This window comes from Streptococcus oralis (genome assembly GCF_001075875.1).
GTDB lineage: Bacteria > Bacillota > Bacilli > Lactobacillales > Streptococcaceae > Streptococcus > Streptococcus oralis_I.
In genome coordinates this window covers 17,196-41,227 of sequence record NZ_JUOS01000029.1, presented here as the reverse complement: position 1 = coordinate 41,227, position 24,032 = coordinate 17,196, and the positions used below count along the sequence as shown (strand labels likewise).

General features: G+C 38.2%; 22 protein-coding genes and 4 pseudogenes. 21 read left to right on the top strand and 5 right to left on the bottom strand.

Annotated features, from left to right (window positions below):
- Window positions 1-15: 15 nt before the first annotated feature.
- The 3 genes and pseudogenes from ADM33_RS11880 to ADM33_RS10750 all read left to right on the top strand — a co-directional run.
- Window positions 16-63, top strand: a pseudogene (locus ADM33_RS11880) (hypothetical protein); the annotation flags it as partial.
- Between the two features lie 15 nt (window positions 64-78).
- The gene (tet(M), locus tag ADM33_RS01970; RefSeq protein WP_002414694.1) at window positions 79-1,998 is read left to right on the top strand and encodes a tetracycline resistance ribosomal protection protein Tet(M); all 1,920 of its coding nucleotides are present in this window, start codon (window positions 79-81) and stop codon (window positions 1,996-1,998) included.
- A gap of 118 nt (window positions 1,999-2,116) precedes the next feature.
- Window positions 2,117-2,284 (top strand): cysteine-rich KTR domain-containing protein, encoded by a 168-nt coding sequence (locus tag ADM33_RS10750; protein WP_000336323.1) that lies wholly within the window; start codon window positions 2,117-2,119, stop codon window positions 2,282-2,284.
- 59 nt (window positions 2,285-2,343) lie between these two features.
- Here the strand turns inward: ADM33_RS10750 and ADM33_RS01965 are convergent.
- Window positions 2,344-2,481 (bottom strand): annotated as a pseudogene (locus tag ADM33_RS01965) (XRE family transcriptional regulator); the annotation flags it as partial.
- A 283-nt stretch (window positions 2,482-2,764) separates the two neighbouring features.
- Here ADM33_RS01965 and ADM33_RS11825 point away from each other — a divergent pair.
- The 5 genes and pseudogenes from ADM33_RS11825 to ADM33_RS01945 form a co-directional block, all read left to right on the top strand.
- Window positions 2,765-2,848: pseudogene (locus ADM33_RS11825) on the top strand (MLS leader peptide); the annotation flags it as partial.
- A gap of 48 nt (window positions 2,849-2,896) precedes the next feature.
- Window positions 2,897-2,980, top strand: a complete 84-nt coding sequence (locus ADM33_RS01960) for a 23S rRNA methyltransferase attenuation leader peptide (protein WP_001814874.1) — start codon at window positions 2,897-2,899, stop codon at window positions 2,978-2,980.
- Window positions 2,981-3,104: 124 nt separating this feature from the next.
- Window positions 3,105-3,842, top strand: coding sequence for a 23S rRNA (adenine(2058)-N(6))-methyltransferase Erm(B) (gene erm(B) / locus ADM33_RS01955; RefSeq protein WP_001038790.1), 738 nt, complete (start codon window positions 3,105-3,107; stop codon window positions 3,840-3,842).
- A 354-nt stretch (window positions 3,843-4,196) separates the two neighbouring features.
- The gene (locus tag ADM33_RS01950) at window positions 4,197-4,751 is read left to right on the top strand and encodes a recombinase family protein (RefSeq protein ID WP_000576156.1); all 555 of its coding nucleotides are present in this window, start codon (window positions 4,197-4,199) and stop codon (window positions 4,749-4,751) included.
- Window positions 4,752-4,754: 3 nt separating this feature from the next.
- Complete coding sequence (locus ADM33_RS01945) at window positions 4,755-7,673, top strand: Tn3 family transposase (protein WP_001240982.1); 2,919 nt, start codon at window positions 4,755-4,757, stop codon at window positions 7,671-7,673.
- A 73-nt stretch (window positions 7,674-7,746) separates the two neighbouring features.
- On the opposite strand, the pseudogene ADM33_RS01940 reads toward ADM33_RS01945, so the two are convergent.
- Window positions 7,747-7,968 (bottom strand): annotated as a pseudogene (locus ADM33_RS01940) (helix-turn-helix domain-containing protein); the annotation flags it as partial.
- 504 nt (window positions 7,969-8,472) lie between these two features.
- Between ADM33_RS01940 and ADM33_RS01935 the strand changes: the two are divergent.
- The gene (locus ADM33_RS01935) at window positions 8,473-8,895 is read left to right on the top strand and encodes a sigma-70 family RNA polymerase sigma factor (RefSeq protein WP_000804885.1); all 423 of its coding nucleotides are present in this window, start codon (window positions 8,473-8,475) and stop codon (window positions 8,893-8,895) included.
- A complete protein-coding gene (locus tag ADM33_RS01930; RefSeq protein ID WP_000857133.1) occupies window positions 8,892-9,122 on the top strand; it encodes a helix-turn-helix domain-containing protein in 231 nt (76 codons plus the stop codon). Before ADM33_RS01935 ends, ADM33_RS01930 begins: the two co-directional genes overlap by 4 nt.
- A 225-nt stretch (window positions 9,123-9,347) precedes the next feature.
- Here the strand turns inward: ADM33_RS01930 and ADM33_RS11685 are convergent, their stop codons facing one another.
- A complete protein-coding gene (locus ADM33_RS11685; protein ID WP_001845478.1) occupies window positions 9,348-9,599 on the bottom strand; it encodes a hypothetical protein in 252 nt (83 codons plus the stop codon).
- Between ADM33_RS11685 and ADM33_RS01925 the strand changes: the two genes are divergently transcribed.
- The 7 genes from ADM33_RS01925 (at window position 9,583) to ADM33_RS01895 (ending at window position 18,450) form a co-directional block, all read left to right on the top strand.
- Window positions 9,583-9,786: an excisionase gene (locus tag ADM33_RS01925; protein ID WP_000814511.1), complete on the top strand. Its 204-nt coding sequence runs from the start codon at window positions 9,583-9,585 to the stop codon at window positions 9,784-9,786. The genes ADM33_RS11685 and ADM33_RS01925 overlap by 17 nt on opposite strands.
- 81 nt (window positions 9,787-9,867) lie before the next feature.
- Window positions 9,868-11,085, top strand: coding sequence for a tyrosine-type recombinase/integrase (locus ADM33_RS01920; RefSeq protein WP_001291561.1), 1,218 nt, complete (start codon window positions 9,868-9,870; stop codon window positions 11,083-11,085).
- Between the two features lie 243 nt (window positions 11,086-11,328).
- Entirely contained in the window at window positions 11,329-12,678 is a 1,350-nt protein-coding gene (locus ADM33_RS01915; RefSeq protein WP_049502948.1) for a glucose-6-phosphate isomerase, read from the top strand.
- Window positions 12,679-12,808: 130 nt separating this feature from the next.
- Window positions 12,809-14,269 carry a glutamate--tRNA ligase gene (gene gltX / locus ADM33_RS01910; RefSeq protein ID WP_049502947.1) on the top strand — a complete coding sequence of 487 codons (1,461 nt, stop codon included), beginning with the start codon at window positions 12,809-12,811 and terminating at the stop codon, window positions 14,267-14,269.
- 579 nt (window positions 14,270-14,848) lie between these two features.
- Window positions 14,849-16,063: a pyridoxal phosphate-dependent aminotransferase gene (locus ADM33_RS01905; protein ID WP_049502946.1), complete on the top strand. Its 1,215-nt coding sequence runs from the start codon at window positions 14,849-14,851 to the stop codon at window positions 16,061-16,063.
- Between the two features lie 144 nt (window positions 16,064-16,207).
- Window positions 16,208-16,342: a 50S ribosomal protein L34 gene (rpmH, locus tag ADM33_RS01900; protein ID WP_000831905.1), complete on the top strand. Its 135-nt coding sequence runs from the start codon at window positions 16,208-16,210 to the stop codon at window positions 16,340-16,342.
- 143 nt (window positions 16,343-16,485) lie between these two features.
- Complete coding sequence (locus ADM33_RS01895; RefSeq protein ID WP_049502945.1) at window positions 16,486-18,450, top strand: peptide ABC transporter substrate-binding protein; 1,965 nt, start codon at window positions 16,486-16,488, stop codon at window positions 18,448-18,450.
- 21 nt (window positions 18,451-18,471) lie between these two features.
- Here the strand turns inward: ADM33_RS01895 and ADM33_RS11680 are convergent, their stop codons facing one another.
- Both ADM33_RS11680 and ADM33_RS01885 read right to left on the bottom strand, forming a co-directional pair.
- Window positions 18,472-18,663, bottom strand: a complete 192-nt coding sequence (locus ADM33_RS11680) for a hypothetical protein (protein ID WP_049502944.1) — start codon at window positions 18,661-18,663, stop codon at window positions 18,472-18,474.
- A gap of 81 nt (window positions 18,664-18,744) precedes the next feature.
- On the bottom strand, window positions 18,745-20,589 hold the full coding sequence (locus tag ADM33_RS01885; protein ID WP_049502943.1) for an APC family permease: 1,845 nt from the start codon (window positions 20,587-20,589) through the stop codon (window positions 18,745-18,747).
- A gap of 156 nt (window positions 20,590-20,745) precedes the next feature.
- Here ADM33_RS01885 and ADM33_RS01880 point away from each other — a divergent pair, with 156 nt between their 5' ends.
- From ADM33_RS01880 to ADM33_RS01865, 4 genes are all read left to right on the top strand, one after another.
- Window positions 20,746-21,522 carry a TatD family hydrolase gene (locus tag ADM33_RS01880; RefSeq protein ID WP_049502942.1) on the top strand — a complete coding sequence of 259 codons (777 nt, stop codon included), beginning with the start codon at window positions 20,746-20,748 and terminating at the stop codon, window positions 21,520-21,522.
- On the top strand, window positions 21,519-22,082 hold the full coding sequence (rnmV, locus tag ADM33_RS01875; protein WP_049502941.1) for a ribonuclease M5: 564 nt from the start codon (window positions 21,519-21,521) through the stop codon (window positions 22,080-22,082). Before ADM33_RS01880 ends, rnmV begins: the two co-directional genes overlap by 4 nt.
- Before the next feature lie 132 nt (window positions 22,083-22,214).
- Window positions 22,215-23,642, top strand: coding sequence for an SseB family protein (locus ADM33_RS01870; protein WP_049502940.1), 1,428 nt, complete (start codon window positions 22,215-22,217; stop codon window positions 23,640-23,642).
- A gap of 7 nt (window positions 23,643-23,649) precedes the next feature.
- Window positions 23,650-23,985, top strand: a complete 336-nt coding sequence (locus ADM33_RS01865; RefSeq protein WP_049502939.1) for a hypothetical protein — start codon at window positions 23,650-23,652, stop codon at window positions 23,983-23,985.
- Window positions 23,986-24,032 lie beyond the last annotated feature (47 nt).

The following is a 24,032-nucleotide window of genomic DNA, read 5'->3' as shown; positions in this document are numbered from 1 at the left end:
CATAAAAATCCCAGTGATAAGAGTATTTATCACTGGGATTTTTATGCCCTTTTGGGCTTTTGAATGGAGGAAAATCACATGAAAATTATTAATATTGGAGTTTTAGCTCATGTTGATGCGGGAAAAACTACCTTAACAGAAAGCTTATTATATAATAGTGGAGCGATTACAGAATTAGGAAGCGTGGACAGAGGTACAACGAAAACGGATAATACGCTTTTAGAACGTCAGAGAGGAATTACAATTCAGACGGCGATAACCTCTTTTCAGTGGAAAAATACTAAGATAAACATCATAGACACGCCAGGACATATGGATTTTTTAGCAGAAGTATATCGTTCATTATCAGTATTAGATGGGGCAATTCTACTGATTTCTGCAAAAGATGGCGTACAAGCACAAACTCGTATATTGTTTCATGCACTTAGGAAAATAGGTATTCCCACAATCTTTTTTATCAATAAGATTGACCAAAATGGAATTGATTTATCAACGGTTTATCAGGATATTAAAGAGAAACTTTCTGCGGAAATTGTAATCAAACAGAAGGTAGAACTGCATCCTAATATGCGTGTAATGAACTTTACCGAATCTGAACAATGGGATATGGTAATAGAAGGAAATGATTACCTTTTGGAGAAATATACGTCTGGGAAATTATTGGAAGCATTAGAACTCGAACAAGAGGAAAGCATAAGATTTCATAATTGTTCCCTGTTCCCTGTTTATCACGGAAGTGCAAAAAACAATATAGGGATTGATAACCTTATAGAAGTGATTACGAATAAATTTTATTCATCAACACATCGAGGTCAGTCTGAACTTTGCGGAAAAGTTTTCAAAATTGAGTATTCGGAAAAAAGACAGCGTCTTGCATATATACGTCTTTATAGTGGCGTACTGCATTTGCGAGATTCGGTTAGAATATCGGAAAAGGAAAAAATAAAAATTACAGAAATGTATACTTCAATAAATGGTGAATTATGTAAAATCGATAAGGCTTATTCCGGGGAAATTGTTATTTTGCAGAATGAGTTTTTGAAGTTAAATAGTGTTCTTGGAGATACAAAGCTATTGCCACAGAGAGAGAGAATTGAAAATCCCCTCCCTCTGCTGCAAACGACTGTTGAACCGAGCAAACCTCAACAAAGGGAAATGTTACTTGATGCACTTTTAGAAATCTCCGACAGTGACCCGCTTCTGCGATATTATGTGGATTCTGCGACACATGAAATCATACTTTCTTTCTTAGGGAAAGTACAAATGGAAGTGACTTGTGCTCTGCTGCAAGAAAAGTATCATGTGGAGATAGAAATAAAAGAGCCTACAGTCATTTATATGGAAAGACCGTTAAAAAAAGCAGAGTATACCATTCACATCGAAGTTCCACCGAATCCTTTCTGGGCTTCCATTGGTCTATCTGTAGCACCGCTTCCATTAGGGAGCGGAGTACAGTATGAGAGCTCGGTTTCTCTTGGATACTTAAATCAATCGTTTCAAAATGCAGTTATGGAGGGGATACGCTATGGCTGTGAACAAGGATTGTATGGTTGGAATGTGACGGACTGTAAAATCTGTTTTAAGTATGGCTTATACTATAGCCCTGTTAGTACCCCAGCAGATTTTCGGATGCTTGCTCCTATTGTATTGGAACAAGTCTTAAAAAAAGCTGGAACAGAATTGTTAGAGCCATATCTTAGTTTTAAAATTTATGCGCCACAGGAATATCTTTCACGAGCATACAACGATGCTCCTAAATATTGTGCGAACATCGTAGACACTCAATTGAAAAATAATGAGGTCATTCTTAGTGGAGAAATCCCTGCTCGGTGTATTCAAGAATATCGTAGTGATTTAACTTTCTTTACAAATGGACGTAGTGTTTGTTTAACAGAGTTAAAAGGGTACCATGTTACTACCGGTGAACCTGTTTGCCAGCCCCGTCGTCCAAATAGTCGGATAGATAAAGTACGATATATGTTCAATAAAATAACTTAGTGTATTTTATGTTGTTATATAAATATGGTTTCTTGTTAAATAAGATGAAATATTTTTTAATAAAGATTTGAATTAAAGTGTAAAGGAGGAGATAGTTATTATAAACTACAAGTGGATATTGTGTCCTGTATGTGGAAATAAAACACGATTAAAGATAAGGGAAGATACTGAATTAAAAAAATTCCCCCTCTATTGTCCGAAATGCAGACAAGAAAATTTAATTGAAATAAAGCAGTTCAAAGTAACTGTGATTACAGAGCCAGACGCAAAGACGCAGAGCCGATAAAATGAGATTAATACAATCTCATTTTATCGGCTCTTTCCGTTATGTATGGATTCTTTTAATTAGTCTTCGATGTTTCTTGCTTCGTTGATACCGCTGGCTAAAGATTCCATTAAGGATAGTTCTTTGTCTGTAAAGCTATCCATGTATTTCTCTATCTGTAATCGTCGGGTGCTTTTTACCAAGTTATTAGCAGGTAGGGGTCCCGAGCGCCTACGAGGAATTTGTATCGATAAGAAATAGATTTAAAAATTTCGCTGTTATTTTGTACATTTAACTTGACGGTGACATCTCTCTATTGTGAGTTATTAGTGGTACAGTTTTCAACCGTTTTAATTATAAAAAAGTGGTGCATTTTTAAATTGGCACAAACAGGTAACGGTTATTGCAGGTGTATTTCTTATCTATGGGTTTAACATGGATTTTATCATTAAAATCATGAGTATTGTCCGAGAGTGATTGGTCTTGCGTATGGTTAACCCTAAAGTTATGGAAATAAGACTTAGAAGCAAACTTAAGAGTGTGTTGATTGTGCATTATCTTAAAATTTTGTATAATAGGAATTGAAGTTAAATTAGATGCTAAAAATTTGTAATTAAGAAGGAGGGATTCGTCATGTTGGTATTCCAAATGCGTAATGTAGATAAAACATCTACTGTTTTGAAACAGACTAAAAACAGTGATTACGCAGATAAATAAATACGTTAGATTAATTCCTACCAGTGACTAATCTTATGACTTTTTAAACAGATAACTAAAATTACAAACAAATCGTTTAACTTCTGTATTTATTTATAGATGTAATCACTTCAGGAGTGATTACATGAACAAAAATATAAAATATTCTCAAAACTTTTTAACGAGTGAAAAAGTACTCAACCAAATAATAAAACAATTGAATTTAAAAGAAACCGATACCGTTTACGAAATTGGAACAGGTAAAGGGCATTTAACGACGAAACTGGCTAAAATAAGTAAACAGGTAACGTCTATTGAATTAGACAGTCATCTATTCAACTTATCGTCAGAAAAATTAAAACTGAACATTCGTGTCACTTTAATTCACCAAGATATTCTACAGTTTCAATTCCCTAACAAACAGAGGTATAAAATTGTTGGGAATATTCCTTACCATTTAAGCACACAAATTATTAAAAAAGTGGTTTTTGAAAGCCATGCGTCTGACATCTATCTGATTGTTGAAGAAGGATTCTACAAGCGTACCTTGGATATTCACCGAACACTAGGGTTGCTCTTGCACACTCAAGTCTCGATTCAGCAATTGCTTAAGCTGCCAGCGGAATGCTTTCATCCTAAACCAAAAGTAAACAGTGTCTTAATAAAACTTACCCGCCATACCACAGATGTTCCAGATAAATATTGGAAGCTATATACGTACTTTGTTTCAAAATGGGTCAATCGAGAATATCGTCAACTGTTTACTAAAAATCAGTTTCATCAAGCAATGAAACACGCCAAAGTAAACAATTTAAGTACCGTTACTTATGAGCAAGTATTGTCTATTTTTAATAGTTATCTATTATTTAACGGGAGGAAATAATTCTATGAGTCGCTTTTGTAAATTTGGAAAGTTACACGTTACTAAAGGGAATGTAGATAAATTATTAGGTATACTACTGACAGCTTCCAAGGAGCTAAAGAGGTCCCTAGCGCCTACGGGGAATTTGTATCGATAAGGAATAGATTTAAAAATTTCGCTGTTATTTTGTACAATAAGGATAAATTTGAATGGTACCATAAACGACCGTTTATGGTACCTTTTCATTTTCCTGCTTTTTCTAAATGTTTTTTAAGTAAATCAAGTACCAAAATCCGTTCCTTTTTCATAGTTCCTATATAGTTATACTTAATGAGTTATGGTACATTTAAATTATAAAATTAAGGAGGTTTTTTTATGATTTTTGGCTATGCTCGAGTGAGTACGGATGATCAAAATCTTAGTTTACAAATTGATGCACTTACTCATTATGGAATTGATAAATTATTTCAAGAAAAAGTAACTGGTGCGAAAAAAGACCGACCGCAATTAGAAGAAATGATCAACCTACTACGTGAAGGAGATTCTGTTGTCATTTACAAGTTAGATCGAATTTCACGATCAACTAAACATTTGATTGAACTTTCTGAATTATTTGAAGAACTTAGTGTCAATTTTATATCTATTCAAGATAACGTAGATACTTCAACGTCTATGGGAAGATTCTTTTTCCGAGTTATGGCTAGTTTAGCAGAACTGGAACGGGATATTATTATTGAACGAACTAACTCTGGTCTTAAGGCAGCCAGAGTCCGAGGAAAAAAAGGGGGCCGTCCAAGTAAAGGTAAGCTATCAATTGATTTAGCTTTAAAAATGTATGACAGCAAAGAGTATTCTATTCGTCAAATTCTTGATGCCTCTAAATTAAGCAAAACAACCTTTTACCGTTACCTCAATAAAAGGAATGCTTAAGATATGGCTATGAAAAGAATTTTAACTACTTCACAGCGTGAACAACTTCTTTCTGTAGACCACTTATCAGAAGAGGATTTTAAAGCGTATTTTAGTTTTTCTGATTATGATCTGGAGGTTATTAATCAACACCGTGGAAAGGTCAATAAACTAGGATTTGCGATACAACTTTGTTTGGCCCGGTATCCTGGGTGTTCTTTAAGTAATTGGCCGATTAAATCAACCAGACTAACTTCTTATGTGAGTCGACAGCTCCATCTTGATGCAATTGATTTAAATTCATATGATCATAGAAATACACGTGCAAATCACTTCAACGAGATCTTAGAAGTATTCAACTATCATCGATTCGGTAGTGCTAATACACAAAAACAGTTAATAGAATATTTAATTGAACTAGCTTTAGAAAATGATGACTCTATCTATCTAATGAAAAAAACAATTGATTTCTTAACTCGAAAAAGAATTATTTTTCCATCTATAGCTACACTTGAAGACATTATAAGCCGCTGTCGAGATAAAGCAGAAAACAACTTATTTTCAATATTACTCTGTTCATTAACAGATATACAAATTGAAAAACTAGAGAGTTTGTTTCAAATTTATGAAGAGACGAAAATAACTAAACTCGCTTGGCTAAAAGACATTCCAGGTAAGGCAAATCCAGAAAGCTTTATGAGTATTTGTAAAAAAGTGGAAGTGATTGCTTCCATGGGACTCGGGACAATTAATGTCTCCCATATTAATCGGAACAGGTTTCTTCAGCTAGCTAGACTAGGGGAAAATTATGATGCATATGACTTCTCCCGTTTTGAGCTTGAAAAAAGATACTCTTTACTTATTGCTTTTTTAGTCAATCATCATCAATATCTGATCGATCAACTGATTGAGATTAATGACCGCATTTTAGCAAGTATTAAACGCAAAGGGACACGTGATTCACAAGAACAGTTAAAAGAAAAAGGAAAATTGGCTACTAAAAAATTGGAACATTATGCTTCTTTAATTGATGCTCTTCACTTTGCAAAAGATAATGATAGTAATCCTTTTGACGAAATTGAACGAATCATGCCTTGGGAAGATTTAGTACAAGATGGAGAAGAAGCTAAAAAAATTACAGGTAATAAAAATCATGGCTATTTAGAAATGGTTCGAAATAAAGCTAATTACCTCCGAAGATACACGCCAATGTTATTGAGGACCCTTTCGTTCAAAGCAACTCCGGCAGCAAATCCAGTCCTCATGGCCCTAACTCAACTAACTGATTTACACAATAGTGGTAAAAGAAAAATACCGGCAGATACTTCTACTGATTTTGTGAGTAAAAAATGGAAAAGCCTTGTTCGGCCAGAAGAGGGGAAAATAGATCGGTCTTACTATGAGTTAGTAGCTTTCACCGAGCTAAAGAACAATATTCGATCAGGAGATATTTCAGTTGAAGGAAGTATGATCCATCGAAATATTGATGATTACTTAGTTGATTTATCTGCTTGTATTGATTCAGAAACTATTCCAGACACGTTTGAGGACTATTTAAAGGATCGGGAAATAATTTTAGATTTACAGCTTCAATTTTATTCGACAGTTGATAAGAGAATTTCAAGAGCAAACCTTAAAAAGTTGGAAAAAGTTACACCTAGCGAAGCAGAAATATATAGAAAAAAACTTTATTCAATAATTCCTAAGATAAGGCTTAGTGATCTTTTAATTGAGGTGGACAGTTGGACCAACTTTTCACAAGAATTTAGTCATGATTCTACAGGGAAACCGCCGAGTGAACAAGAAAGAAAAATTATTTTTGCTGCTTTGCTGGGTTTAGGGATGAATATTGGTCTTGAAAAAATGGCCCAATCAACTCCTGGAATTTCTTATTCTCAGTTAGCCAATGCCAAACAATGGCGCTTTTATAAAGAAGCTCTGACTCGTGCTCAATCTGTTTTGGTTAATTATCAGTTAAAGCTTCCTGTTGCAGACTTTTGGGGTGAAGGAAAAACCACTGCTTCAGACGGAATGCGCGTCCCAGTGGGCGTCTCAGCTCTAAAATCCGATGTTAATCCACATTACAAAAGTATGGAAAAAGGAGCTACAATGATTCGATCAATAAATGATAGGCATACGACTCATCATATCGAGGTTGCTTCAACTAATACAAGGGAAGCTACTCATACCCTTGATGGCCTACTTTATCATGAAACAGATCTAGATATTGAGGAACATTTTACTGATACAAATGGGTATTCTGATCAGGTGTTTGGAATGACCGCATTACTAGGCTTTGATTTTGAACCTCGCATCAGAAATATAAAAAAATCACAATTATTTTCTATCAAATCACCTTCCTACTACCCTAACTTATCAGAAGATATAAGCGGAAAAATCAATGTAAAAATTATTGAAGAAAACTATGATGAAATTAAACGAATCGCCTATTCGATTCAAACAGGAAAAGTATCTAGTTCTTTACTATTAGGAAAGCTAGGCTCATACGCACGTAAGAATAGAGTAGCTCTTGCACTGAGAGAACTAGGTCGCATTGAAAAGAGCATTTTTATGATAGATTATATTACAGATAGTGAGCTACGGCGAAGGATCACTCATGGACTAAATAAGACAGAAGCGATTAATGCTTTAGCTAGAGAACTATTTTTTGGGCGACGCGGAAAATTTATGGAGCGCGATATTCGCCGACAACTTCAAAGTGCTAGTGCGCTTAATGTGTTAATAAATGCAATAAGTATATGGAACGCCGTCTACTTACAAGCAGCTTATAATTATCTCGTCAAAATAGATCCCGAAGTAACTAAGTATATGAAGCATGTATCTCCTATTAATTGGGAGCATATCACTTTTCTTGGAGAGTATAAATTTGACTTGTTATCTATTCCTAAACACTTAAGAGAATTGAATATAAAAAATAAATAGGCCTTGAAACATTGGTTTAGTGGGAATTTGTACCCCTTATCGATACAAATTCCCACTAAGCGCTCGGGACCCCAGGTAAGAAAAATTCATCAACGGAAACATGAAGTAACGATACAAGGTCATAAAGAACTTGTATGCTGGGGTGTTGCCCTTTATTTTCAATATTAGTTAAGTACCGTGGGTCAATTTCAATCAATGCTCCCACTTGTTCACGAGTTAAACCTCGTTTCAATCGAGCTTCTTTAATGGCTAAACCAAAGGCTCTAAAATCATATTTATCTTCTTTTTTACGCATAGTAGACCACCTCTATACATTTTATTGTTCCTACTGAATTAAAAACAGGTATAGAAAAACGTGTTATATGGTTTATAGGTTTATATTTAATAAAAAGCACTACTAAACGCCAATAAAAAAAACCGTTATATGGTAGTGCTATTTACGCTTTTAAAATATTGTATATTACTTCCAAATGGCGGTTTGTTGGAGGTCAACGTCGCCATGAAGTACATCATATACAATAAATTTCCTTACATTGGGTTCTTGTCAAAAAAAGTCGTCTATCTGCAATAGATAAGTACGTCCACCAATGTGGTTTTATAAATCATATAGATAGAATAACAGAAGCATGTAAACAGAGAAATAAATCTGTTTATATGCTTTTTTGGCTATTCAGAACTTTTTTACAAAGTTTATTTATCAGTAATGCAACAAATCCCCCTTTCACATTGGGACTAAGAGTGAAAGGAGATAAACGAGCAAGGCTCACTTCCTTTCCTAGACAGAAAGGGGGTGAGAAACATGAAACCATCTTCTTTTCAGACCACAATAGAAAATCAGTTTGACTATATCTGTAAACGTGCTATGGAAGACGAGCGAAAGAATTATATGCTTTATCTTTCAAGGATTGCAAAGCGTGAGGTGTCCTTTTCGGATGTTGGCGATTATCTTGTTAGCCAGTTTGCGACAACAGATAACTATTCAACTGACTTTCAGATTTTTACACTCAATGGGTTATCAGTAGGCGTTGAAAATGATTTGTTGAGTGAAGCATTACGTGAGTTGCCAGACAAGAAACGTGAAATTCTACTGCTGTTTTACTTTATGGACATGAGCGATTCAGAAATTGCAGACCTGTTGAAATTGAACCGTTCTACTGTCTATCGGCATAGAACCAGTGGACTAGCCTTAATTAAAAAGTTTATGGAGGAATTTGAAGAATGAAAACACAATATCCTATGATTCCCTTTCCTCTCATTGTAAAGGCAACAGATGGCGATACCGAAGCGATTAACCAGATTCTACATCATTACAGAGGGTACATAACGAAGCGTTCCCTACGACTTATGAAAGATGAATATGGCAATCAAAGTATGGTCGTTGATGAAGTCTTACGTGGAAGAATGGAAACCAGACTGATTACAAAGATTTTGTCATTTGAAATTAAGTAATATCCTCTCTCCTTTCGTGGAAGCGTGCTAAACCATTCCACGCTTCCCGAACAGGGAGGTTTGTTATTCCACCAAAGCATATTGAGCTTTCAATGTGTTTTGATAGGCTAACGAGCCATTGTTCTTTGAAAACTGAATAAAAGTAATCGAATACGTTTCGATAAGAAAAGAGCCAACGGAACTAACCGCCATGACCTATCTTATAAAGATAGCGAGCGATTCATGTTAGTGATCCGAGAAGCAATCTTTAGCAGGATTGCCTGCAACGACATTCTTATCGTGATAATGATACTCCCATACAGTCAATAGTCCGAGCGTGATAAAACCGTCGCAGGCAATGAGTATGGCTACATGAGAACCATGCAGGGGTGGAACTCCCGTGAGCTTTGCTAAAGCTGTTCGATTGCTGGTAAAACAACTTTTATGAAATCCAAATAAGTGATTTGGAAAGGAGGATTTTATGAAGCAGACTGACATTCCTATTTGGGAACGTTATACCCTAACCATTGAAGAAGCGTCAAAATATTTTCGTATTGGCGAAAACAAGCTACGACGCTTGGCAGAGGAAAATAAAAATGCAAATTGGCTGATTATGAATGGCAATCGTATTCAGATTAAACGAAAACAATTTGAAAAAATTATAGATACATTGGACGCAATCTAGCGTCGCCAAAGGGTCTTGTATATGATAAAATAGTATTAAGTCGTATCAAGGCTCTTTCCATAAAGGAAAGGAGCAAATGCCATGTCAGAAAAAAGACGTGACAATAAAGGTCGAATCTTAAAGACTGGAGAGAGCCAACGAAAAGACGGAAGATACTTATACAAATATATAGATTCATTTGGAGAACCGCAATTTGTTTACTCGTGGAAACTTGTGGCTACAGACCGAGTACCAGCAGGAAAGCGTGATTGTATCTCACTTAGAGAGAAAATCGCAGAGTTACAGAAAGACATTCATGATGGTATTGATGTTGTAGGAAAGAAAATGACACTCTGCCAGCTTTACGCAAAACAGAACGCTCAAAGACCAAAGGTTAGAAAAAACACTGAAACTGGACGCAAATATCTTATGGATATTTTGAAGAAAGACAAGTTAGGTGTAAGAAGTATTGACAGTATTAAGCCATCAGACGCTAAAGAATGGGCTATTAGAATGAGTGAAAATGGTTATGCTTATCAAACCATCAATAACTACAAACGTTCTTTAAAGGCTTCATTCTATATTGCTATACAAGATGATTGTGTTCGGAAGAATCCATTTGACTTTCAACTGAAAGCAGTTCTTGATGATGATACTGTCCCTAAGACCGTACTAACAGAAGAACAGGAAGAAAAACTGTTAGCCTTTGCAAAAGCTGATAAAACCTACAGCAAAAATTATGATGAAATTCTGATACTCTTAAAAACAGGTCTTCGTATTTCAGAGTTTGGTGGTTTGACACTTCCAGATTTAGATTTTGAGAATCGTCTTGTCAATATAGACCATCAGCTATTGAGAGATACTGAAATTGGGTACTACATTGAAACACCAAAGACCAAAAGTGGCGAACGTCAAGTTCCTATGGTTGAAGAAGCCTATCAAGCATTTAAGCGAGTGTTAGCGAATCGAAAGAATGATAAGCGTGTTGAGATTGATGGATATAGTGATTTCCTCTTTCTTAATAGAAAGAACTATCCAAAAGTGGCAAGTGATTACAACGGCATGATGAAAGGTCTTGTTAAGAAATACAATAAGTATAACGAGGATAAATTGCCACACATCACTCCACATAGTTTGCGACATACATTCTGTACCAACTATGCAAATGCAGGAATGAATCCAAAGGCATTACAGTACATTATGGGACATGCTAATATAGCCATGACGCTGAACTATTACGCACATGCAACATTCGATTCTGCAATGGCAGAAATGAAACGCTTGAATAAAGAGAAGCAACAGGAGCGTCTTGTTGCTTAGTAGTACAAATGAATTTACTACTTATTTACCACTTCTGACAGCTAAGACATGAGGAAATATGCAAAGAAACGTGAAGTATCTTCCTACAGTAAAAATACTCGAAAGCACATAGAATAAGGCTTTACGAGCATTTAAGAAAATATAAAAAGATAATTAGAAATTTATACTTTGTTTAAAAATAAAAACTTGAAAAAATTGTTAGTAAGCGTTATGATAGAAAGGAAGAAATTTTGGAGGAATACTATGTCACATATTAAATTTGATTATTCAAAAGTATTAGACAAATTTGTTGCACCACATGAAGTGGAGTACATGCAAGCACAAGTTACAGCAGCAGACGAATTGATCCGTAAAGGAACTGGTGCTGGTAGCGACTTCTTGGGTTGGTTGGACCTTCCTGAAAACTACGACCGCGAAGAATTTGACCGCATCTTGAAAGCTGCTGAGCAAATCAAATCAGACAGCGATGTTTTGGTTGTTATCGGTATCGGTGGATCATACCTTGGAGCTAAAGCAGCCATTGACTTCTTGAACCACCATTTTGCAAACTTGCAAACCAAAGAAGAACGCAAAGCACCACAAATCCTTTACGCTGGGAACTCAATCTCATCAACTTACCTTGCTGACTTGGTAGAGTATGTTTCAGATAAAGACTTCTCAGTAAACGTGATTTCTAAATCAGGTACAACAACTGAACCAGCCATCGCTTTCCGTGTCTTCAAAGAACTCTTGGTGAAGAAATACGGTCAAGAAGAAGCTAACAAACGTATCTATGCAACAACTGACCGCCAAAAAGGTGCAGTTAAGGTTGAAGCAGATGCTAACGGTTGGGAAACTTTTGTAGTTCCAGATGATATCGGTGGACGCTTCTCAGTATTGACAGCAGTTGGATTGCTTCCAATCGCTGCATCAGGTGCAGATATCAAAGCCCTTATGGAAGGTGCTAATGCTGCTCGTAAAGATTACACATCAGACAAACTTTCAGAAAACGAAGCTTACCAATACGCTGCAGTTCGTAACATCCTTTACCGTAAAGGATATGCTACTGAAATCTTGGTAAACTACGAGCCATCACTTCAATACTTCTCAGAATGGTGGAAACAATTGGCTGGTGAATCAGAAGGAAAAGACCAAAAAGGTATCTACCCAACTTCAGCTAACTTCTCAACAGACTTGCACTCATTGGGTCAATTTATCCAAGAAGGAACTCGTATCATGTTTGAAACAGTTGTCCGTGTTGACAAACCACGTAAGAACGTGATTATCCCTACTTTGGAAGCAGATCTTGATGGACTTGGCTACCTCCAAGGAAAAGACGTTGACTTCGTAAACAAAAAAGCGACTGACGGTGTTCTTCTTGCCCACACTGATGGTGACGTACCAAACATGTACGTAACTCTTCCTGAGCAAGATGCCTTCACTCTTGGTTACACAATCTACTTCTTCGAATTGGCTATCGCCCTTTCAGGTTACTTGAATGCCATTAACCCATTTGACCAACCGGGTGTTGAAGCTTACAAACGCAACATGTTTGCCCTTCTTGGTAAACCAGGATTTGAAGAATTGAGCAAAGAACTTAATGCTCGTCTATAATAGAGCTGAAAAGAGTGGTTTTACCACTCTTTTTGCTTTTTCTAGAAAAGAGAAATTGGACTCTGGCAAGACTTGTGATATAATATAGAGAGGAAAAAGGCAGACGCCTAGAGACTTTATAGGAGAAGCTATGTCAAAAGATATCCGCGTACGTTACGCACCAAGTCCAACAGGACTACTACACATCGGAAATGCCCGTACAGCATTGTTTAACTACCTTTACGCACGTCATCATGGTGGAACTTTTATTATCCGTATCGAAGATACTGACCGTAAGCGCCATGTCGAAGATGGAGAACGTTCACAGCTTGAAAACCTTCGTTGGTTGGGTATGGATTGGGATGAAAGTCCGGAAACTCATGAAAACTACCGCCAGTCTGAGCGTTTGGAACTTTATCAAAAATACATCGACCAACTCTTGGCTGAAGGGAAAGCCTACAAATCTTACGTTACAGAAGAAGAGTTGGCAGCTGAACGCGAACGCCAAGAAGCCGCAGGTGAAACACCTCGTTACATTAACGAATACCTTGGCATGAGCGAGGAAGAAAAAGCAGCTTATGTTGCAGAACGTGAAGCCGCAGGTGTTATCCCAACTGTGCGTTTAGCAGTGAATGAGTCTGGTATCTATAAGTGGCATGATATGGTCAAAGGTGATATCGAGTTTGAAGGTGGTAATATCGGTGGGGACTGGGTTATCCAAAAGAAAGATGGTTACCCAACATACAACTTTGCTGTTGTCATTGATGACCACGATATGCAAATCTCTCACGTTATCCGTGGAGATGACCATATTGCTAATACACCAAAACAGCTTATGGTTTATGAAGCACTTGGTTGGGAAGCTCCAGAGTTCGGTCACATGACTTTGATTATCAACTCTGAAACTGGTAAGAAGTTATCTAAACGTGACACCAACACCCTTCAGTTCATCGAAGATTACCGTAAAAAGGGCTACCTTCCAGAAGCAGTCTTTAACTTTATCGCTCTTCTTGGCTGGAACCCTGGCGGGGAAGATGAAATCTTCTCTCGTCAAGAACTCATCAAGCTCTTTGATGAAAACCGTCTTAGTAAGTCTCCAGCAGCCTTCGACCAGAAGAAACTTGATTGGATGAGCAATGACTATATCAAGAATGCAGACCTCGAGACTATTTTTGAAATGGCAAAACCATTCCTTGAAGAAGCAGGACGTTTGACAGACAAGGCTAAAAAATTGGTGGAACTCTACAAACCACAAATGAAGTCAGTTGACGAAATCGTTCCATTGACAGACCTTTTCTTCTCAGACTTCCCAGAATTGACAGAAGCTGAACGAGAAGTGATGGCTGGTGAAACTGTTCCGACTGTACTTGAGGCCTTTAAGGCAAAACTTGAGTCTATGTCAGACGACGAGTTTGTGGTGGAAAACATCTTCCCGCAAATCAAAGCAGTTCAAAAAGAAACAGGTATCAAAGGGAAGAACCTCTTCATGCCAATCCGTATCGCTGTTTCAGGTGAGATGCATGGGCCAGAACTACCAGAAACCATCTACTTGCTTGGCCGCGAAAAATCAATCCAACATATTGAAAAAATGTTGGCAGAGATTGCAAAATAAGCTAAGTTTCGACTACTTTTAATTATAGTAATTGTAGGACTTAGTTCAGAGAGAATCACAAGGTTCTCTCTTTTTTGTTGCCAAAGTAGAATCATGTTCAATTAAATGTTTAGGTGGCGCTTTAAAAAGAGTTCTTTTTACATGTACTTATTTGAAAATGCAAAAGTTTTAGTGTATAATACTAAGTGACAGGGCAGGGAAAGAAGTCAGTGATATGGTAAAATTCTTTACAAACAGACTCGAATTAGCCCAGACATCGTCTATGTTGTTTGTTGAGTCGACTTATTTTTTCTTTGCGTTTTGCTGGACACAGGAAGAAATTCATGAGTTCATGCAACTATCATCCATAACGATGCCTTCGTTTTCGATTCGAAGTTTATATGCGAGACTTTAGATTTAGATGTATATCTTACTAGAGGTGCATATTTTTCTCTTTCTTCTCCCAAAAATAGAAAGAAATCGACCTTGCTCTGTTTACCTTGCGTTAAGCAAGGTTTTTTGTGGAATAGTACTGGGCGATTTACGATTTTTCTATCAAGTGGTATAATATTAACTATCCTGATGAATTGAGGAACTCAAATGAAAGAATTTAACAAATCAATCAAATTAGAGCATGTGGCTTATGACATCCGTGGACCAGTTCTTGAGGAGGCCATGCGTATGCGAGCAAATGGAGAAAAAATCCTTCGCTTGAATACAGGAAACCCAGCTGAGTTTGGCTTTACAGCACCAGATGAGGTCATCCATGATTTGATTATGAATGCGCGTGATAGTGAAGGTTACTCGGACTCAAAAGGTATCTTTTCAGCCCGTAAAGCAATTATGCAATATTGCCAACTGAAAAACTTCCCAAATGTAGGTATCGATGATATCTATCTTGGAAATGGGGTTAGTGAGCTAATCGTTATGTCCATGCAAGGTCTCTTGGACAATGGCGATGAAGTCTTGGTTCCTATGCCTGACTATCCTCTCTGGACAGCTGCAGTTAGCTTGGCTGGAGGAAATGCCGTTCACTACGTCTGTGATGAAGAAGCTGAATGGTATCCAGACCTAGATGACATTAAGTCTAAGATTAGTTCAAATACTAAGGCTATCGTTTTAATCAATCCAAATAATCCAACAGGAGCCCTCTATCCTAAGGAACTCTTGTTAGATATTATTGAGATTGCTCGTCAAAATGACTTAATTATCTTTGCGGATGAAATTTACGACCGTATGGTTATGGACGGCAATGTCCACACGCCAGTAGCAAGTTTGGCTCCAGACCTTTTCTGTGTCAGCATGAATGGTCTGTCTAAATCTCACCGTATCGCTGGTTTCCGTGTAGGTTGGATGGTCTTGTCTGGGCCTAAACATCATGTAAAGGGCTATATTGAAGGTCTCAACATGCTTTCAAACATGCGCCTTTGTTCCAACGTCTTGGCTCAACAGGTTGTTCAAACTTCACTAGGTGGTCACCAGTCGGTCGACGAATTACTCTTGCCGGGTGGTCGTATCTATGAACAAAGAAACTTTATTTATAATGCCATTCAAGATATTCCAGGTTTGTCCGCGGTTAAACCTAAAGCGGGTCTCTATATCTTCCCTAAAATTGACCGCAATATGTACCGTATCGATGATGATGAGCAGTTTGTCCTTGATTTCTTGAAGCAAGAAAAGGTGCTTTTGGTTCATGGACGAGGATTTAACTGGAGAGAACCAGATCACTTCCGTATCGTTTATCTACCACGTGTAGATGAGTTAGCCCAAATCCAAGAAAAGATGACCCGTTTCTTGAAACAGTATCGTAGATAAGGCTTTCATAGCAAAAAAGCTGGAAACATTTGTCAGAGCTATTGACAAATGCAAAAGAATCAGATAGAATAGTAAAGTATGTTTAGTAACTGATCACTTTATAGCCGGCTAAACGAATACAAAATCTATGAGGAGGTATTCATCGTGAAACGTACTTATCAACCAAGTAAACTACGTCGTGCGCGTAAACACGGATTCCGTAACCGTATGTCAACTAAAAACGGTCGTCGCGTATTGGCAGCTCGTCGTCGTAAAGGACGCAAAGTTTTGGCTGCATAATCCAAACGAATTCAACAAAGAAGTCAGTAGGAACTCGAGTCTACTGGCTTTTGTTTTGCTCTAAAATAATAGTTTGTATAAGCTTTCTATTTTTTCTATAATAGTGTATAATATTTCATATACTATATAAATGGAGAATATTTATGAAAAAATTAAAAGCTCTCTTACTAGGGGCTGGAATTTTGAGCGCTAGCTTCTTGATGGTAGCTTGTAGCTCGACACAGTCAAATGCATCTGATAAAACCTATTCTTATGTATTTGCTAGCAATCCAGATACACTAGACTACATTACTTCGACACGTGGCTCGACATCCAGCATTACAACAAACTTGATTGATGGACTGTTGGAAAATGATAAGTATGGCAATCTGGTTCCTTCCATGGCTGAATCATGGACAGTATCAAAAGATGGCTTGACTTATACTTACAAAATTCGCCAAGGTGTTAAGTGGTATACCTCTGAAGGAGAAGAATATGCTGAAGTAACAGCTCACGACTTTGTGACAGGCCTCAAGTATGCTGCGGATAAAAAGGCAGAAAACTTGTACTTGGTGCAAGACTCTATCAAAGGTTTGGCGGACTATGTTGAGGGGCAATCATCAGACTTTGAGGCTGTTGGTATCAAGGCAGTCGATGACTATACTCTCCAATATACCTTAAACAAGCCAGAGTCCTACTGGAATTCTAAGACAACAGGTGGAATTTTGAGTCCAGTCAATGAAGCCTTTTTGAAATCTAAGGGGGACGAATTTGGAAGTGTAACTCCATCTAGTATCCTGTCAAATGGGCCTTACTTGTTCAAATCATTCACTTCAAAATCTTTAATTGAGTTTGAAAAAAATCCTAATTATTGGGACAAGGACAATGTGAAGATTGAGAAAGTAAAACTTTCCTTCTATGACGGTTCAGACCAAGATAGTTTGGCTAGAGGATTCTTGGAAGGCAACTATACAGACGGGCGTATCTTCCCAACAAGCTCTGTGTTTGATCAGTTGAAAAAAGGGAATGAAGATAAGATTACCTATACCCCTCAAAACGCTATAACCTTCTACTACCTCTTCAATGTCAATCGTCAAAGCTACAAGCAAACCATGAAACAGACGGACAAAGAAAAGACGGATTCTCGTCTAGCTATGCAAAATAAAGATTTCCGTCAGGCTATTAACTTTGCCTTTGACCGTCATGCCTATGCTGCCCAGACAAATGGAGAAGATGGGGCTGATCGAATCCTTCGAAATACAGTCACACCAAGTAACTTTGTTCAAATCGGTGGAAAAAACTTTGGAGATGCGGTCAATGAAAAGATGGTCAACTATGGTACAGAGTGGTCTAATATCAATCTGAACGATGCTCAAGCTGCTTTCTTGGATCCTGAAAAAGCCAAGGCTGAATTTGCCAAGGCTAAAGATAGTTTGCAAGCAGAAGGCGTGACCTTCCCTATCCACTTGGATATGTTGGTAGACCAAACTGCTAAGTTGGACGTTCAGCAGGCAAGCTCCTTCAAACAGACCGTTGAAGCAACGCTTGGTTCAGATAATGTGGTTATTGATATCATTCAATTGTCACCAGATGAGAAAGACAATGCCACCTTCTTTGCGGATACCGCCGATCAAAAGGACTATGACATCGATATCTCAGGATGGAGCGGAGATTTTTCAGATCCGAAAACCTATCTTGACCTTTTGGATCCAGACTCTGGTTCTCAGTTGAAAAATCTTGGCTTGACTCCAGGAAAAGACAATGAAGTCAAAGAAAAACTTGGTCTAGCTACCTACAAGGAGTTGTTGGATGCAGCAGATAAAGAGAATGAAAATACGCAAACACGTTATGAAAAATTTGCCGAAGTTCAAGCTTGGTTGACAGATAGTGCTCTCTTCCTACCAGTTCAAAGTGGAGGAGCTAATCCTATCTTCCGTAAGACTGTTCCATTTACAGCGGCCTTCTCATTTGTTGGACACAAAGGAGATGCAGACAACTACAAATATGTTGAATTGCAAAAGGAACCTGTGACGGCTAAACAGTACCAAGAACTTTATGAAAAATGGCAAAAAGAAAAAGCTGAGTCAAATAAAAAAGCCCAAGAAGATTTGGCTAACCACGTTCGATAGAAGAAGGTTATCAATAAAATTTTAATACTCTTCGAAAATCTCTTCAAACTGCGTCAACGTCGCCTTGCCGTAGGTATGGTTACTGACTTCGTCAGTTCTATCCACAACCTCAAAACAGTGTTTTGAGTTGACTTCGTCAGTTTCATCTACAACCTCAAAGCAGTGTTTTGAGCAGCCTGCGGCTAGTTTCCTAGTTTGCTCTTTGATTTTCATTGAGTATAAGTCTAATTTTAGGGACTAGATTCAGAAAAAAGGCATTACCAGGTGCTTATTGGTTCTGGTAATGCCTTTTCTTTATTCTTTCAAATGATAAGAGTAGCTAGCAACGACGACATCTTCGTGCCATCTGAGAGCGTATTTTAATTTGAGGCTCATTTGATTGTGGAGGATATTTTGCCAAGGTTTGTTAGGGATAAATTGGGGTACTAGAACTGTAACCGTATAGTTCTTTTTCTTGGCTTCTTGAGAGATTTTTCGAACATATCGAACTGTAGGTGTGATAATATCGCGATAGCTGGTATTAATGTTTTTAAGAGTAATATTTGGGAAGTAATCGGCAAATTCTTGGAGGATTTCTTGGTCTTTTTCCTCAGTTTCCTTGGTGGAAATGTGCATGGCCAAAACTTCATCTCCAATGCTTTGAGCGTAGTTAATAGCACCAACGCTGACTCGAGTAACATTTCCCACTAAGACAAGGACGACATTGCCGTCGTAGGTTTTCTTTTGAATTCCTTCATAAAGTCGAAGTTGTTTGGCCACTTTTTGGTAATGACTGTGGATGGACAAAAATAGGAAGGTTAGGACCAGGATAATTGGGAAGAATGGCCAGATATCTCCAAGCCTGAAGAGGAGTAGAATAAGGACGATAGCGTAACAAATGATAGCGCCGAGGATGTTAGCAAAGGCAGATTTTAAGAAATGAGAGCCTTTTTCTTTTTTCCAGTGGCGAATCATACCTGTTTGAGAAAGTGCAAAGGGGACGAAAACTCCGATAGTATAAAGAGGAATCAAACGTTCTGTATTTCCGTTGAAAATGAGCAGAAGGATTATAGCACCAAAGGCCAAGGTTAGAATACCGTTTGAATAACCCAGGCGATCTCCCTTTTCCATAAAGAGATGGGGCATGTATTTGTTTTTAGCCATATTGTAAGCCAACATCGGAAAGGCAGAAAAACCAGTATTTGCAGCAACGGCTAGGATTAGGGCTGTTGAGAATTGGAAGAGATAATAAACAGTCTGACCGAGAACTGAATCCCCTAAAATTCCTTTAGCCATTTGTGAGAGGATTGTTTCTCCGTGTTGAGGTGTAATTCCCATCCAGTAATTTAAGAAGGTAATCCCTGCAAATAGAAATCCAAGAATTAGAGACATGATAGTAAGCGTCTGGGCTGCGTTTTTCTCTTTAGGAGTCTTGAAAAATGGGACAGCATTTGAGATGGCTTCAACCCCTGTTAGTGAGGCCGAACCGCTGGTAAAGGCTCTTAAAATTAGGACAATTGAGAGACTTGGGACAGTTTGACCAATTGCAGAAGTTGCATGATAGCTGAGAGAACCTGTTAATAGCTGGAAGATACCAAACAATAAGAGGAAGACCGTACTAAAGATAAAGAGATAGACAGGGATCATCAGAGAGCTTGCGGATTCCTTTAGTCCTCGCAGATTTAAAAGCATGAGCAAACATACTAGAAAAATGGAGATGTGGAGGTTATAGGGGTGGAGGGTAGGCAGTGCTGCTGTGATAGCATCAGCTCCTGCAGCCACGGATACGGCAACTGTTAGCATATAGTCAACAAGCAGGCTTCCTCCAGCAATCAAACCTAGCTCAGGAGATAGATTTTCTCGAGTTACCATATAGGCACCTCCACCTTGAGGGTAGGCGTGAATGATTTGTCTATAAGAAATGGTCAGGCTAGCTAATAGTAAGAGGACAAAAATGCCGATAGGAAGACTCCACCAGATAGCAAGGGGAGAAAGACTGGCCAAGACGAGGACGACCTGCTCAGGCCCGTACGCAATAGATGATAGAGCATCGCTTGATAGCATTGCGAGTGCCTGCGTTTTTCCAAGTAGTCCTCCCTCGCCTTCAGTTAAGGACCTAAGGGGACGGCCAATAAAGGTATATTTAAGTTTTGTAAACATTTTCTTTCCTTTTCTGAAAAATTTCAACAAGAGTTATTATACTGCTATGAAAAAAAGTCGTCAAGAAAAAATGAGTGATTTCAAAATATTTTTTCCTATAAGGATGAGACTAGTTTTTTTGGTATAATAGAAGGTAGAAAAAACGAGGAAATATAAATGATTTTTGATACTCATACCCACTTGAATGTGGAAGAATTTTTGGGACGCGAAGAAGAAGAACTTGCCTTAGCGGCTGAAATGGGTGTAACTCGGATGAATATTGTTGGTTTTGACAAACCGACTATTGAGCGTGCTCTTGAACTAGTGGACAAGTATGACCAACTCTATGCGACGATTGGCTGGCATCCAACGGAAGCAGGAACCTATACAGAGGAAGTGGAGTCTTACTTGCTAGAAAAACTAAAACACCCCAAAGTGATTGCCTTGGGTGAGATTGGACTGGACTACCACTGGATGACAGCCCCTAAAGAAGTGCAGGAACAAGTTTTCCGTCGTCAGATTCAGCTATCTAAGGAACTGGACTTACCTTTTGTAGTTCACACCCGTGATGCGCTAGAAGACACCTATGAGATTATCAAGAGCGAGGGAGTTGGTCCTCGTGGTGGGATTATGCACTCCTTCTCAGGTTCTTTGAATTGGGCGGAGAAGTTTGTAGATCTTGGTATGACAATTTCCTTTTCTGGAGTGGTGACCTTCAAGAAGGCGACAGATATTCAGGAAGTAGCCAAAGAGTTGCCTTTGGATAAGATTTTGGTAGAAACGGATGCGCCTTATTTAGCCCCAGTACCCAAGCGTGGTCGTGAAAACAAGACAGCTTACACGCGCTATGTAGTAGACTTTATTGCAGACTTGCGTGGCATGACAACAGAAGAATTAGCTGTTGCGACAAGTGCTAATGCAGAACGAATCTTTGGATTGGAACGTAAATCATGAAAGAGAAAATTTCCCAAGTCATCGTAGTCGAAGGACGCGATGATACGGCCAATCTTAAACGTTATTTTGATGTTGAGACCTATGAGACTCGTGGATCGGCTATCAATGAAGAAGATCTTGAACGAATCCAACGTTTACATGAACGTCATGGGGTGATTGTCTTTACAGACCCTGATTTTAATGGAGAGCGGATTCGTCGGATGATTATGACAGCTATTCCGACAGTTCAACACGCTTTTCTCAAACGTGATGAAGCTGTTCCCAAGTCCAAGACCAAGGGACGTTCCCTAGGAATCGAACATGCTAGTTATGAAGACTTGAAAACTGCACTGACTCAAGTAACAGAGCAATTTGAAGTAGAAAGTGACTTTGATATTAGCCGTAGTGACTTGATTCGCCTTGGTTTTCTAGCAGGCGCAGATAGCCGAAAACGCAGAGAATATCTAGGAGAGAATCTTCGTATCGGTTATTCCAATGGTAAACAACTTCTCAAGCGTTTAGAATTATTTGGAATCAGTCTAGCTGAAGTCGAAGATGCCATGAAATCGTATGAGAATTGAGAAACCGTCCCAAAATGTAGGGGGAATATGATACAATAGAAGTAATCATATACGGTTTAATCAGGCTTGATAGCAAGCATTAGAAAAGTGCTCCACGGGATTAGGCTTGTGTGGAGTTAATGAGGAAAAGTTATGGGAATCTTTGATTTTTTAAAAAAGACGGAAACTGCAGAGGCAACTGAAATAACTGAAGCACAGAATGAAAGAGAAGAATCTAAAAACAATGCATGTATTGGAGTTTTAGATTTGTTCCCAATGAAGGAAACGAATCAATTATTGATTGTTGGGAGTTTAGAAGGTAGTCTCAAGGTTGGCGAACAGTTGCAATTTTGCAATCCTGACCAAGGAATGGAAGCTCTCGGCTCTGTAGAGGTTAAAAAGCTCAGCAGTCAAAACAAAGATGCCGATAGTCTTACTGATGAAGTTCTCGCGCATCTAGTGGTTGATAGGCTTCCTTCTTTGGATAAATTGAAAAAAGGAAGTGTGCTCTTTAGTTCAGGTGTTGAGGAAGAGCAAAAATTATCTAGCTACTCAGATGCTCTTTATCGTGCTTTTGTAGCCATTCAAGAGGGTCAGTTAACAAATGAAGACTATTTGGCAGCTAGCCTTGATGACAGCGTAGAGATTTTACGTCTCTTTTTATGGAAATGCCGTCAAAATCAGGAAACTGAAAGTGAAGAAAGCTATCAATCCAACACTCGTAAGTTGGAACGTCTCGCGGAAATCGTCAAGGACAAGTTGTTAGCAGCAGATTCAGTTTATGCAGTGTATTCGGAAAAAACAGGCGAACCCTATCTTTTCTCAACGACCTATGACAGAGGAGAAGAGGGCTATCTGTGTACAGATCCCATGATCATGCTTTTGACGCCATCTTGGTATCGCCAATTCAAGGAAACCATTGACAGCCGACCAAACTCAGTCGTGAAACTGATTGAAAATACGGAAGATAAAAAAGGGATTGAGAATTTTCTTGGGGCAGCCTTTTACTTAAATGGTGCCTTGGGAGCAATCTTTAATTCCAAGGAAGTCAGCATCAGTGCCTCGGCTTTGGTTCAAAAACCAGATTATTCTAATTTGCCAGAAATACAAGTGCCTGTCATGAATCCTGACCTGGTAAGATGGATGTTGTTGATGGGACAATTGGATAGCCCGACGACAGAAGATGAAGAAGTAATTTATAAGCTCTATTATAAGTTCTTTTCAGAAGCTATGCCAAAAGCAAAGTTCCTAATTCCTTTAGATGCTGCTTCGGAATTTAAGGACGCGAGTCAGGAAGGAAGCTCCTTTGTCTTGGAAAAAGATTCTAGTTTCAACATACCAGTTAAAGAAGGAAAAGATGGGCGAAACTCTGTTCCAGTATTTACTGATTGGAAACGTCTGCGAATGGTCTTTGATGAAAAATGGAATGGCATGATTGAAGAAGCAGGAGGCATGATTGAAGTTTTTGATTATGCCATTAATCCAACGGAATACTATGAAGCGGGTGCTTATGTTAGTCTAACAGCTTTTAAAGACATGCAAAAGCTCAGTGAGGAACTAGAAGGCAGAGCTGACGGTTAAACAAAGAATGAAAATACGAGTTGATAGAGATTCTGTCTGTATGGGGGATGATGTCCTGTCTCATGAGATGGAATTTGATGTTCCTGAAGATATGGCGGTGAAAGACTTTTTTGATTTTTTAGAAAAGGAACGTTATTTGCCGTCTATCCAAGGAAATAATGTGGCCTGGGAACTTCGAAATCGAAATGGGGAACAAGGTGTTTATTTCACTAAAACAGGAGAGATTATCCATCAAGATGAGGTATTAAAAGAAATGTTAGAAGGAATTACTGAGACTCCCTTATTTGTTTTGCTCTATCATTACACCCCAGAAGCATACTACATTAGTAAAGAGAATAAATGAGAATTGCAGATGATGACCTGACCAAGGTTAAACTGGTCAGGTAGTGT

Excerpts from the sequence above, each read along its gene's own strand:
- ADM33_RS01960 (WP_001814874.1), top strand. The coding sequence starts at position 2,897 with ATGTTGGTATTCCAAATGCGTAATGTAGATAAAACATCTACTGTTTTG.
- ADM33_RS01950 (WP_000576156.1), top strand. The coding sequence starts at position 4,197 with ATGATTTTTGGCTATGCTCGAGTGAGTACGGATGATCAAAATCTTAGT.
- ADM33_RS01945 (WP_001240982.1), top strand. The coding sequence starts at position 4,755 with ATGGCTATGAAAAGAATTTTAACTACTTCACAGCGTGAACAACTTCTT.
- ADM33_RS01935 (WP_000804885.1), top strand. The coding sequence starts at position 8,473 with ATGAAACCATCTTCTTTTCAGACCACAATAGAAAATCAGTTTGACTAT.
- ADM33_RS01930 (WP_000857133.1), top strand. The coding sequence starts at position 8,892 with ATGAAAACACAATATCCTATGATTCCCTTTCCTCTCATTGTAAAGGCA.
- ADM33_RS01925 (WP_000814511.1), top strand. The coding sequence starts at position 9,583 with ATGAAGCAGACTGACATTCCTATTTGGGAACGTTATACCCTAACCATT.
- ADM33_RS11685 (WP_001845478.1), bottom strand. The coding sequence starts at position 9,599 with ATGTCAGTCTGCTTCATAAAATCCTCCTTTCCAAATCACTTATTTGGA.
- ADM33_RS01920 (WP_001291561.1), top strand. The coding sequence starts at position 9,868 with ATGTCAGAAAAAAGACGTGACAATAAAGGTCGAATCTTAAAGACTGGA.
- ADM33_RS01915 (WP_049502948.1), top strand. The coding sequence starts at position 11,329 with ATGTCACATATTAAATTTGATTATTCAAAAGTATTAGACAAATTTGTT.
- gltX (WP_049502947.1), top strand. The coding sequence starts at position 12,809 with ATGTCAAAAGATATCCGCGTACGTTACGCACCAAGTCCAACAGGACTA.
- ADM33_RS01905 (WP_049502946.1), top strand. The coding sequence starts at position 14,849 with ATGAAAGAATTTAACAAATCAATCAAATTAGAGCATGTGGCTTATGAC.
- ADM33_RS01895 (WP_049502945.1), top strand. The coding sequence starts at position 16,486 with ATGAAAAAATTAAAAGCTCTCTTACTAGGGGCTGGAATTTTGAGCGCT.
- ADM33_RS11680 (WP_049502944.1), bottom strand. The coding sequence starts at position 18,663 with ATGAAAATCAAAGAGCAAACTAGGAAACTAGCCGCAGGCTGCTCAAAA.
- ADM33_RS01885 (WP_049502943.1), bottom strand. The coding sequence starts at position 20,589 with ATGTTTACAAAACTTAAATATACCTTTATTGGCCGTCCCCTTAGGTCC.
- ADM33_RS01880 (WP_049502942.1), top strand. The coding sequence starts at position 20,746 with ATGATTTTTGATACTCATACCCACTTGAATGTGGAAGAATTTTTGGGA.
- rnmV (WP_049502941.1), top strand. The coding sequence starts at position 21,519 with ATGAAAGAGAAAATTTCCCAAGTCATCGTAGTCGAAGGACGCGATGAT.
- ADM33_RS01870 (WP_049502940.1), top strand. The coding sequence starts at position 22,215 with ATGGGAATCTTTGATTTTTTAAAAAAGACGGAAACTGCAGAGGCAACT.
- ADM33_RS01865 (WP_049502939.1), top strand. The coding sequence starts at position 23,650 with ATGAAAATACGAGTTGATAGAGATTCTGTCTGTATGGGGGATGATGTC.